Source organism: Variovorax sp. P1_H12_2, assembly GCF_056405335.1.
This window is the reverse complement of record NZ_JBFUCI010000202.1, coordinates 1-10,897: the sequence shown is the minus strand read 5'-3', so window position 1 is coordinate 10,897 and position 10,897 is coordinate 1. Positions and strand designations below refer to the sequence as shown.

Below are 10,897 nucleotides of genomic sequence, written 5' to 3'. Positions count from 1 at the left end.
ACCTGAGGATGTTGACCAAGCGTCGCGGGCGGTCCCCGAAGGCCAGGGCGGTCAGCGGCTCGAGGACCGTTGCCAGGTCGTTTCGTCCGTGCTCGTCCAGAAGATCATGTGCATCCAGACATCGCCAGATGGCTTGCACGGCGTGTTCGCACAACTCGGCATCCGACGGCGGCGGCGTCATTGCCTCCGGGTCGCTCGATGGACTCAGCGGCATCGGCGGCATGCCGCGCGCTTCTTGGCGTACCAGGTGTGTTCGTGAAGGCATGGGCTGCTCCTTCAGCCAGACACGATACGCCGCAGCGAGGCGTACGGCAATGCCTCAACCGGTGCGGTCACCCGGGCTTTGCCGAGGAGGCGTCTGAATCTCTCGAGAAGCCTCCAAAACCGGACAGAAAGGCGGGCGAGATTGCGCATCTCGGATAGCCAGGCAACGCGACACTGCGCAGACTTGCGATTCCCGACCGGGTGCAGCAGAACGAAGACAGGGCGCCCCGTCTGCGGCCGGGCGACCAGGGGATCCGGTTCGCACGCCGTCGGCGTACAAGGCCCGGCATTCTCTTGAAGGAAGGAATCTCATGACCTCTCGCGCGGCCGTTCTCGCATTGCACTACCAGAATGAAGTGCTTCATCCCGATGGCCGCATCCGTGTCGGATTGGCAGAAAACGACCCGGTGCGAGACCGCGTGATCGGCGCCGCGCAGCGGTTGCTCGCAGGCGCCCGGAAGATGCAGTTGCCGATCATCCATGTTCGCATTGCCTTTCGCCCGGACTATGCGGACTGCCCCAGGAACACGCCGATCTTCCGCAAGACCGTCGAGCTCGGTGCGGTCAAGGACGGAGAGTGGGGCGCCGAGTTCATGAAATCACTGGCGCCGCAGCAAAGCCATCGTGAGTTCGTGGTGACTCACACGCGCATCAGCGCCTTCGTCGGCACCTCTGTCGATCAGACCCTGCGCATGCTTGACGTCACGCATTTGATCGTTGCCGGTGTTGCAACGCACTCCGTGGTCGAAAACACGGTGCGGGACGCGGCGGATCGTGGATACGAGATCCTGGTGGCGGCCGACGCATGTGCTGCAGGCGCGCCGCAGGTGCACGAAGGCGCGTTGACCAGCATGGGGCTCATCGCGGGCATCACCGATGTGAACGGTGCGCTGAAGGCGGTGGCGGGTGGCACGTTGTGATCCCTCGGCCGGACGCTTGCGTCGTCGCGGAAATCGGATAGGCCGGTTTTTGTGGCTGCCGATTCTGGATATGCGGGCGCGAGCCTCGTCGATAGACTTCACCGCATCCTGACGATGAATACGCCCATGTTCCAGTGCGACCAGACACGCCTTCCCTGTCCGGCTTGCAGTCGGTGTCGAACGCCATGCGACACCGATCGAATCGAGTGCAGCCAAGGGAACATGTCGTGACCGCAGCAGTCATCATCGAGCAGTTGCTCCATGGGCTCGGCTATGGCCTCATGCTGTTTCTCCTGGCTGCGGGCTTGACCCTCGTGTTCGGCGTCATGGACACGATGAACCTCGCCCACGGGACGCTGTTCATGCTGGGCGCGTACTTCGGCGCGGTCGCGCATCAAGCGTCCGGCTCCTTCGTCGTCGCCGTCTTGTTCGCCGTCGTTGCGACCGTCGCACTCGCTGCCCTGCTGGAGTGCACGTTGATGCGTCGGCTTTATGCGAAGAGCCACCTCGTTCAGGTGACGGCGACCCTGGGGATCATCCTGATCGCCGATGACGCCGTGAAACTCGTTTGGGGCGCAGCGCCGATCCTCGCAGAGATGCCGCCCATGCTGACCGGTCCGCTCTACATCGTCGATGGCTGGTCCTATCCCGCCTACCGCGTGCTGATACTTCTCGCTGGCCTTGCCGTCGCGTTCTTCCTGTACGCCATTGTGAATCACACCCGGTTGGGGATGCTGGTGCGGGCCGGCGCATCCAATCGGGGCATGGCTGAACTGATGGGTGTCCGCGTCAGCGCCGTGTTCGCCGCAGTCTTTGCGCTCGGCGCAGCGCTTGCCGGGCTCGCTGGCGCGCTCATGGGGCCGATCACTTCCGTCCAGGTCGGAATGGGCGAATCCATCATGATCCCGGCCCTCATCGTCATCGTGATCGGCGGGATCGGGTCGATTCGAGGCGCCTTTCTCGCGGCGTTGATCGTCGGCCTGGTCGACACCGTCGGGCGCGCCTTCGCGCCGGCCTTCCTGCGTCAGTTCATGCAGCCCTCCCTGGTCTCCGACGTGGCACCGGCGCTGGCCAGCATGCTCACCTACGTGCTGATGGCGGCGGTCCTTTGCTACCGTCCCAGTGGCCTGTTCCCCGCCCGTGGCTGAGAGGATCGACCTATGAGCCTCGATGCCCCCCTCGAAAACGCGCCTCGGTTCGAGGCGCCGAGTCTTGCGCCTCCTGCATCGCGCCGGCTGAGCGACCATGTCCTGCCGATGGTGCTCGTCGCCTTGCTGCTGGTACTGCCCATGCTGACTGCGGCGTTCGACCTCGACTACTACCTGAGCTTCCTTCGTCGAGTGATGATCATGGCGCTGGCTGCCACAAGCCTGAACCTGCTCGTCGGCTACGGCGGGATGTTCGCACTCGGTCACGCGGGCTTCATGGGCGTCGGGGCCTACGCAGTCGTTGCGTTGACGGAAGCAGGACTTGTGTCGGCCTGGATCATATGGCCGCTGTCCGCAGCGATCGCCGCACTCGCTGCAGCCGCCATCGGATCCGTTGCATTGCGCGCCAAGGGCGTGTATTTCATCATGAGCACGCTGGCGTTCGCCCAGATGCTCTACTACCTGGCAAGCTCGCTTCGGATCTACGGTGGCGACGACGGCCACAGCCTGACGACCCTGCCGTCATTGGGCGCCGGGCTCGACATCAAGGACGATGCGACGTTCTATGGGGTGGTCGTGATTCTTGTCACCGCCTGCTTTGCAGGAACCACCTGTTTCCTGCGTTCGCGCTTCGGGCGTGCGTTGTGTGCGGTGCGTGACAACGAGACACGCATGACCGCCCTGGGCTATCCCGTCTTCAAGATCCGCTTCCTGACTTTCGTCCTTGCCGGCGCGGTTGCGGGGCTCGCAGGCGCCCTGCTCGTCACGCACAACGGCTTCGTGAGCCCCTCCAGCATGCACTGGTCGCAATCCGCCAACATGCTCGTCATCGTTGTGCTCGGTGGGCTGGGCTGGCGCTGGGGTGCGGTCGTGGGCGTTTGCGTCTGGATGGTGCTTGAAGAAGTCTTGCGGCAATGGACCGAGTACTGGCACTGGCCCTTGGGCGTGCTGCTCATCATCATCGTTCTGGCGGCGCCGCGCGGGCTTTGCGCCCTGATCGCCTCGTGGCGCTCGAACGTCGACTCCTCCTCCCACCAGGCGCCTCCATCGTGAACCAGGCTTCTCTTCTTCGGGTTGTGGGTCTGCGCAAATCCTTTCAAAAGCTGGTCGCCACCGATGACGTCAGTCTGGATGTCCTGCCACGCGAGATCCATGCGTTGATCGGTCCCAATGGAGCGGGAAAGAGCACTTTGGTGAATCTCATCTCCGGGCATATTCCCGTCGATGGTGGATCCATCAGCCTCGCAGGGGTGGACCTGACGCGCATGTCAGCCCATGCACGGGTCCGCGCGGGCATGTCGCGGTGTTTCCAGGTCACCAGTATCTTTCGGGACGACAGTGTCCTCGACAATCTGCGTCTGGCAGTGCAGGCCAGTTCACCCCATCCGCTGAAAGCATGGGGCCATCGGGATGCGGAGCCCGAACTGGTCGAACGTGCCGTCGAGCTTGCACGAAGGGTCGGTCTGCTCGAGTCGCTCGCGCAGACCGCCGGGACGCTGCCTCATGGCGCGCAACGCCAACTCGACATCGCGCTGTCCCTGGCATCGGCTCCCAAGCTTCTGGTATTGGACGAGCCCATGGCCGGAATGGGGCCGCACGAATCGGAGCGCATGACACTGCTCATTCAAGAACTACGGCGAGACATGGCCATTCTGCTCATCGAGCATGACATGGACGCCGTGTTCCGGCTCGCCAACCGGATCTCGGTCCTTGTGGGGGGTCGGGTCATCGCGACCGGGGATGGCGCCACCATCCGGAACGATCCCAACGTCCAATCCGCCTACCTCGGATCCGAGGCGCTGTCATGACCGCAACGTCTCTACTGAGCTGCAGGAATCTGACGGCCAAGTACGGTGCAAGCCAGGTCCTGTTCGGCATCGATCTGGACATTCACGCGGGTCAGGTGGTCTCGCTTCTCGGGCGCAACGGCATGGGCAAGAGCACGACGATCAAGAGTCTGCTTGGCGTGCTCCGGTCGGTCACGGGTGACACCTGGTTCGCCGATCGCCCGCTTGCCGGCCTGCGCGCTGATGCCATCGCGCGGCTTGGGATCGCCGTCGTACCGGAGGGCCGTCAGTGCTTTCCCAATCTCACCGTCCGCGAGCATCTGATGGCGTTTGCCCGCCCGCCGGTTGCGGCCGGACGCGAAGCGCCGCAATGGACGCCGTCGCGGCTGTTCAAGCTCTTTCCTCGCCTGGCGGAGCGGCAGCGGAATTTTGGAAATCAACTCTCGGGAGGTGAGCAACAGATGCTCGCTATCGCCCGAGCGCTTTCGACCAATCCACGGTTGTTGGTCCTCGACGAGGCCACGGAGGGGCTCGCGCCCTTGATCCGCGAAGAGATCTGGAACTGCCTGAGGCTTCTGCGCTCAGAGGGACAGACGACGTTGGTCGTTGACAAGTATGTCGACCGCCTGCTCGCCATTGCGGATCAGCACGTTGTCCTCGAGCGGGGTCGCGTGGTCTGGCGCGGCGATTCGCAATCGTTGGCGAACGACAGATCCATCTGGACGCGGTACCTGAGCGTCTGAGGCCCGCGGCTTTGCCACCCCAAGGGCCCCAGAGAGCCACGGCGTTTGCCTTGGACCGGGGCCCCGGACTGGCTACTGCACCAGCGCCAGCACGCGCAACGGTGACCCTGAACCGCCTTCGATCTTCAAGGGCGCCGCGACGATCAGCGCACCCTGCGGCGGCAACTGGTCCAGGTTCCTCAGGCACTGAAGGCCATATTTGTTCGCGCCATGCATGAGGGTGTGACACGGGTAGCCGAGCGTCCAGCTGTGAGACTGGCCTGCATCGGTGTTGATGGTCTCGACCCCGAAGCCTCGAACGTCACGCTCGCGTATCAGCCACTCGACCGCCTCCGGTGTGGGGCCTGGTGTGTGCGGGCCGTCTTCGCGCATGTTGACGAAGGACGCGGGGTCGACGATGCGCCTGCTCCAGTCGGTTCGGAACAGCAGCCAGGCCCCGGCCTGGATCCGGCCGTGACGCTGTTCCCAAGCCTGAAGGAACTCGACGGTGAGAAGCCAGTCGGGGTCGCGGGCGACCTCCGCACTGGCGTCGACGACACAGGCCGGTCCGAAGAACTGATGAGGGTCGATCGTGTCGACCGTGTTGTTCGCGTGGTCCTTGCCGGTCACCCAGTGAACAGGTGCATCGAAGTGAGTACCCGTGTGCTCGCCGCAGGAGAAATTGTTCCAGTACCAGCCTGGGCCGGCCTCGTCATAGTGCGAGATGCGTTCCATCTTGAAACCTGCCACCTGGCCGAACTGCGGGGGCAGTTGAAGCGCCGGAAAATCGGGCGACAGGGTGTGCGTCAGGTCGACGACGCGTACGGCGCCGCTGGCAAGGCCTTGTGCCAACTCAATAAGCGAAGAGGTTGTCATTGGGTGCTCGTTCTCCTGGGTTGTTGAATTCAGTTGTGCGCCGGTCGCTTGCCCTAGGCGGCTCCCAGCGCCTTGGCCATGTGAAACCCCGACCCTCCGCCCAGACCCGGACCGGGATGCGTCGATGCTCCGATATGCCAAAGGCGGGAGATCGGTGTTTCGTGGTTGCGTAGCGAACGCGACTGGCGCCAGAGGAACGACTGATCGAGGCCGCAATCGCCGCCGTAGGGGTCACCACCGACCAGGTTGATATTGAGCCGCTCCAGGTCAGTGGGCGAGATGACGTGGCGGGCGAGAATGCTGCGCTCGAGATTTGGCACATGCCTGGCGATGCTCGCCACGATCCGATCTGCATACGCCTCGCGCAAGGCAACAGACCACTGTCCCCCCGGCGCCACTTCAATCTCGCCAGCGGCATCGCCGACGGGCTCGCGCGGGCATTCCGGCAGCTGAATCCACAGGATGTGACGCCCCGGGGGCGCACGACTTGGATCGAAGGCCGTGGGCTGCGCGATGCAAATGGTGGGCTCGGCCGGCAGAAGTCCGCGCTCTGCCTCGTTGACGGCCCGCGACACGGCGTTGGCGCCGCCGGTGAGGTGCAGGTAGCCGACCCGTGCCAGTTCGTCATTCGACCATTCCGGCGCTTCTGAAAGAGCGAGATGGATCTGCATGTTGCCCTTCCCGTAGCGCCACTTCTGCGCGTGGACCCTCACCTCGGAAGGAATTTGGTCTGACGTCAGGAGTCGGCCGTAGAGCTGGGTCGGCGTGACGTTGCAAATGACCTCGGCAGCGCGATGTTCACGCCCGTCAGCCAACTGCACGCCGACAGCGCGCCCGTTCTGGACCAGGATTCGAGCCACGTCGGCGTGGGTCTCGAACTCGCCGCCGGCATCGACGATCAGGCGCTGAAATGCGTGGACGAAATTTGCGTTTCCGCCACGAACGATCGGCATGCCCACCGATTCCACGGTGAATGCGACCACCTTGGCCATGAGCGCCGACAACGGTGCGTCGGGACCCAGCCCGCAATGCAGCACCCAGGGCGCCAGGAGGGCGCCTGGCAGATCGGAACCGAAGGCTTGTTCGAGCCATGTGCGCGCGGTCGGCATCATGCTGCCAATGAAGCCAGCCATTCCATGCGCGCCTTCCTTCCATGCGGCGGCCGCCAGCGTCTTGGCGGTGCCGAGGCGCCAGAGCTCATTGCCGAGCAACGAGAACACGAGCGGCGCCTGCTGCGTGATCTCCTCCACTGCGGCAGCGTAGGCAGCGCCATCGCCCGAGTGGATGGCATCGAAGCGGGCGAGGTTCGCCTCGCGCGAGGTGGACAACACGACGTGACGTCCGTCGGGCAACAGCGCGCCGGTCGGCAAGGTGGTGTTGGCGTAAAGCAGACCTGCATCGTGGAGTGCGCTACCCAATGCAGCGTAGGCCGGCCCGACCAGGAAAAGCGGGTGTGCGGTCGACAGCGTGTCGTGTCGAAAGCCGGGCAGGGTGAGCTCATCCGTACGGATGCAGCCGCCGAGTGTGGCTTCGCGCTCGAGAACACGAACCTTGCGGCCGCTGCGCGCCAGCAGTGCCGCGCAAACCAGCGAATTGATGCCGCTGCCGACGATTAACGCGTCGATGCGGCGATTGGAGGCATAGGACATGGCCCCATGGTGCTGCGAGCGGCGTTGCGCGGCTATCCGCTACGCACCTTTCGACGTGCGGAACTATCCGAATTTCGCAGCGTTGGGCGGGCCTGGCCTCAGGACAGACGGCCGGTCTGGCGCGGCAACTCACCGAATCGCTCGCGGTAGTAGGCCGAGAATCGACCCAGATGGCCAAAGCCGTGCGCCATCGCGGCTTCGGTCACGCTGATGGGCGACGTAGCGAGCCGATCGCGCGCGGCCTCGAGGCGCAGGTTTCGCAGCAGCACCATGGGAGCGACGCCGCGGTGCTGATGGCACAGGGCATTCAGGCTGCGCGGAGAAATGCCAGCCGCACGGGCCAGGTCGGCCAGGGAGATCGGTGCGAACAGGCGGCTGCGAATGTAGCGTTCCAGCTGATCGAGCCGGGCGTTTTCCGAGGCATTTGCTGGAACTTCGCCTGAATCTCCGTCAACGCCAGGTCGTTCAGACCGGCGTGCAGAGGGTTGGTGAGTGAGAAGAAATGATGCTGCGGTGCGCTCGAACTGGCCGAGCCATGCCGGGTGCAGGGAGGACGCGTCGTGGGTCGGCAGCAGTGCGAGCAATTGGCGCAGCAACGCGTGCCAATGGACGGCAAGCTTGGCGTCCAGCTTGAACAAGGGGTCGACCCAAGGCATCGAATCGCCCTCGACGCCTGACTTGCCCCATGTGCCGTGCACCAGGTCGCCAGGAATCTTCAGGATGAGCTGCTTGCAGCCCTGCTGCCATAGAAGGCGCACACGCTGAAACGGAGCGATGACCGCGATCTCGCCTTGCGCCACCTGCACCGACCGACCTTCGACTTCGATCTCGGATGCGCCCAGCAGCGGCATCTGCACCAGAATGAAATCTTCGAAGACGTCGGGAGTCACCTCGACCTCGGCTCCGTAGCTCAGGATCATGAGGCTGATACGCTCGAGGTGCCTCTTGTACAACGAGGTTGTCACCTCGCCTCTCCCCCAGCGCAAGCTGTGATTCACGATTGCGCGACTGAGCTCGCTGTGCGATTCCACCGCCGAGCGTGAACTGAACACGGGGCTCTTGTAGATCTGCGCAAGATTCAGCGCTGGGGCAGCGGCATTCATGAGGGCCTTTCTGACCCCATCTTGCGGCCGCATTCAGGGCCGATCTGCGTGAGGTCTACATAATTTAATCCTAAAGCACCTGGGAACTGCCGGCATCAGGGTCAGCCCGGGGTTGAGTGACCAGGTCGCTTGTGCACCCAGTGCAAGATCGATGCCATGGGCATCACCTGCTGATTCACCGCGCCGCCCTCGGCTCGGATCGCCGCGGGATTTCCATCGCCCGGAAGAATTGTCCGAAATTGGCAACCGAATGCACCCCATCCATCCGAATCCGGCAAAAGTCCATGCCGGTTGCTGATTGCGGATAAGAGATGCCAGCTTCGGCTTTTGCGGTCGGACACGAGTCAATAGATTCGCATGCATGCTCTTGTCGTCACTGCCGGATTCATGCCCACACTCGAATTGCGCGTCGAGAAGATAGACGCCATCACACCGCGCATCCGCCGCCTGGTGCTCGCCACAGCCGACGGCAGCGCCGTGCCGTCCTACGAGCCTGGCGCGCATCTCGAGTTGCACGTGCCGGATGAAGACGGAACCGTGCGCCTTCATCGCGCCTATTCGCTGGTCACGCCGGCCGATGGCGGCAGTCGCTACGAGATCGCGGTGCAGCGCGAGGACGGGGGCGACGGTGGGTCGCGCTGGGTGCATGGTCTCCAGGAAGGCGCGAGCGTCAAGGCGTCGACGCCCCGCAATCTGTTTGCACTCGCGCCGTCGGCTCAAGATCACTTGCTTCTGGCTGCGGGGATCGGCATCACCCCCATTCTGTGCATGGCGCGAGCGCTGCGGCACGCGCAGGCACCATTCACGCTCCACTACGCCGCGCGCAGCCCGAAGGAGGCGGCCTACTGTGAAGAGATCGCATCGATGCCAGGCGCTCGCTGCTGGTTCGACGGCGGCGATCCGCAGCAGGGGCTGCCGCTGGGCGAAGCCATTGGGGCGGCTGCTCCACACCGTCACTTGTACGTGTGCGGACCGAAGGGATTCATTGCGGCTGCGCTCGCAGCGGCGCTGGCGCTTGGGTGGGACGAGTCCACCCTGCACTGCGAACTGTTCGCTGGTTCGCTGGAGGCCGCAGGCGACCGAGCGTTCAGTGTCGACCTGGCCGTGAGCGGCTGCACGCTGGACGTGCCGGCGGGCACGACCGTGCTCGAAGCCATGGAGGCTGCCGGCCTGGATCCGATGTTCGATTGTCGTCGAGGGGATTGCGGCGTTTGCGTCGTCAAGGTCCTGGGCGGTGAACCGGATCATCGCGACATGTGCCTGTCTCCGCGAGACCGTGAAAGTGGCTCGTTCTGCGCTTGTGTTTCGCGGGCCCGCTCGGACCGCCTTGTGCTCGAAATCTGACTCCTGAAGGAAATCCCAATGACACTCACCCATGAGGAAATCGCAGCGCTTGTGCGCCCGGACAGTGTGCACAAGAGCGTCTATACGGACCCGCGCATCTTTGCACTCGAGATGGATCGCATCTATGGCCAGGCATGGATCTACGTAGGCCATGAGAGCCAGGTTCCCGCCCTGGGCGACTATCACACGACGCGCCTCGGCGACCAGGATGTGGTGATGGTGCGCGCTGCGGACAAGAAGGTCCACGTGCTGTACAACCGCTGCCCTCACAAGGGCGCGAAGCTGGTCGCAGAGGGAGACGGCTGTGCCGGCAAGTTCTTCCGTTGTCCTTACCACGCATGGACTTTCAAGCTGGATGGAAGTCATCTGTCTGCGYCGCTGAAGAGCGGGCTGGAAAACACCAACTATGACCCGGCTCATCCGGACTTCTCGATGCGGTCGCTGGCCCGTGTCGAAAGCTATCGCGGGTTCGTGTTCGCAAGCCAGTCGGGCGATGGTCCTGATCTGCGCGGCTTTCTCGGCGGGGTGATCTCGTCGATCGACAATCTGTGCGATCGCTCGCCGGTGGGCGAGGTGGAAGTGGCCGGTGGCACCTTCCGGGTGATGCAGGAGTCGAACTGGAAGGTGTTCTACGAGAACCTGCATGACACCATGCATGCGCGCGTGACGCACGAGTCTTCCGTCGTGGCTGCGCGCGAAGAAGCGAAGGCGCTCGGTGAGATGCCCTTCGAGCTGCTGATCATGGACGGCAACGGTGAGCCCTATGAGTTTTGGGAAAAGCTCGAGTTGCGGGCCTACGAGAACGGGCACGGCTACATGGAGGCGATCTTCGACCCTGCGGCCGCCACGCGAGACGCTGTGTCGCGGGCGCACTTCAAGTCKCTTGCGGATGTGCACGGCGAAGAGCGAGCACGGGAGATCCTCGGCATGAACCGTCACAACACCATCGTCTACGGCAGCGGATCGCCGCACACCGTGTTCCAGCAGTTCCGCGTGATCCGTCCTGTCAGCGTGAACCGCACCATGGTCGAGATCCAGACCTTCCGCCTCAAGGGCGCACCGCCCGAGGTGTTCGATCGTGCGC

At 63.9% G+C, this 10,897-nt stretch carries 11 protein-coding genes; 7 read left to right on the top strand and 4 right to left on the bottom strand.

Annotated features, from left to right (window positions below):
- Nucleotides 1-265, bottom strand: a 265-nt coding sequence (locus tag AC1D2K_RS19785; RefSeq protein ID WP_478090534.1) for a hypothetical protein, incomplete at its 3' end; no start/stop codon positions are given.
- A 310-nt stretch (nt 266-575) separates the two neighbouring features.
- Here AC1D2K_RS19785 and AC1D2K_RS19780 point away from each other — a divergent pair.
- From AC1D2K_RS19780 to AC1D2K_RS19760, 5 genes are all read left to right on the top strand, one after another.
- On the top strand, nt 576-1,184 hold the full coding sequence (locus AC1D2K_RS19780) for a cysteine hydrolase family protein (RefSeq protein ID WP_478090533.1): 609 nt from the start codon (nt 576-578) through the stop codon (nt 1,182-1,184).
- A gap of 227 nt (nt 1,185-1,411) precedes the next feature.
- A complete protein-coding gene (locus AC1D2K_RS19775) occupies nt 1,412-2,332 on the top strand; it encodes a branched-chain amino acid ABC transporter permease (RefSeq protein WP_478090532.1) in 921 nt (306 codons plus the stop codon).
- Between the two features lie 108 nt (nt 2,333-2,440).
- Nucleotides 2,441-3,385, top strand: coding sequence for a branched-chain amino acid ABC transporter permease (locus AC1D2K_RS19770; protein WP_478090531.1), 945 nt, complete (start codon nt 2,441-2,443; stop codon nt 3,383-3,385).
- Nucleotides 3,382-4,140: an ABC transporter ATP-binding protein gene (locus tag AC1D2K_RS19765; RefSeq protein WP_478090530.1), complete on the top strand. Its 759-nt coding sequence runs from the start codon at nt 3,382-3,384 to the stop codon at nt 4,138-4,140. The genes AC1D2K_RS19770 and AC1D2K_RS19765 overlap by 4 nt, the downstream gene beginning before the upstream one ends.
- The gene (locus AC1D2K_RS19760) at nt 4,137-4,862 is read left to right on the top strand and encodes an ABC transporter ATP-binding protein (RefSeq protein ID WP_478090529.1); all 726 of its coding nucleotides are present in this window, start codon (nt 4,137-4,139) and stop codon (nt 4,860-4,862) included. The genes AC1D2K_RS19765 and AC1D2K_RS19760 overlap by 4 nt, the downstream gene beginning before the upstream one ends.
- 72 nt (nt 4,863-4,934) lie before the next feature.
- On the opposite strand, the gene AC1D2K_RS19755 is transcribed toward AC1D2K_RS19760, so the two are convergent.
- From AC1D2K_RS19755 to AC1D2K_RS19745, 3 genes are all read right to left on the bottom strand, one after another.
- A complete protein-coding gene (locus AC1D2K_RS19755) occupies nt 4,935-5,717 on the bottom strand; it encodes a cyclase family protein (protein WP_478090528.1) in 783 nt (260 codons plus the stop codon).
- A 53-nt stretch (nt 5,718-5,770) separates the two neighbouring features.
- Entirely contained in the window at nt 5,771-7,366 is a 1,596-nt protein-coding gene (locus AC1D2K_RS19750) for a phytoene desaturase family protein (RefSeq protein ID WP_478090527.1), read from the bottom strand.
- A gap of 98 nt (nt 7,367-7,464) precedes the next feature.
- Nucleotides 7,465-8,469, bottom strand: coding sequence for an AraC family transcriptional regulator (locus AC1D2K_RS19745; protein WP_478090526.1), 1,005 nt, complete (start codon nt 8,467-8,469; stop codon nt 7,465-7,467).
- Between the two features lie 357 nt (nt 8,470-8,826).
- Here AC1D2K_RS19745 and AC1D2K_RS19740 point away from each other — a divergent pair, with 357 nt between their 5' ends.
- Nucleotides 8,827-9,813 (top strand): PDR/VanB family oxidoreductase, encoded by a 987-nt coding sequence (locus AC1D2K_RS19740; RefSeq protein WP_478090525.1) that lies wholly within the window; start codon nt 8,827-8,829, stop codon nt 9,811-9,813.
- A gap of 18 nt (nt 9,814-9,831) precedes the next feature.
- Nucleotides 9,832-10,897: Rieske 2Fe-2S domain-containing protein (locus AC1D2K_RS19735; protein ID WP_478090524.1), on the top strand; the 1,066-nt coding region annotated here is incomplete at its 3' end.

Coding starts and splice junctions, on each gene's coding strand:
- AC1D2K_RS19780 (WP_478090533.1), top strand. CDS start 576: ATGACCTCTCGCGCGGCCGTTCTCGCATTGCACTACCAGAATGAAGTG.
- AC1D2K_RS19770 (WP_478090531.1), top strand. CDS start 2,441: ATGGTGCTCGTCGCCTTGCTGCTGGTACTGCCCATGCTGACTGCGGCG.
- AC1D2K_RS19760 (WP_478090529.1), top strand. CDS start 4,137: ATGACCGCAACGTCTCTACTGAGCTGCAGGAATCTGACGGCCAAGTAC.
- AC1D2K_RS19755 (WP_478090528.1), bottom strand. CDS start 5,717: ATGACAACCTCTTCGCTTATTGAGTTGGCACAAGGCCTTGCCAGCGGC.
- AC1D2K_RS19750 (WP_478090527.1), bottom strand. CDS start 7,366: ATGTCCTATGCCTCCAATCGCCGCATCGACGCGTTAATCGTCGGCAGC.
- AC1D2K_RS19745 (WP_478090526.1), bottom strand. CDS start 8,469: ATGAATGCCGCTGCCCCAGCGCTGAATCTTGCGCAGATCTACAAGAGC.
- AC1D2K_RS19740 (WP_478090525.1), top strand. CDS start 8,827: ATGCATGCTCTTGTCGTCACTGCCGGATTCATGCCCACACTCGAATTG.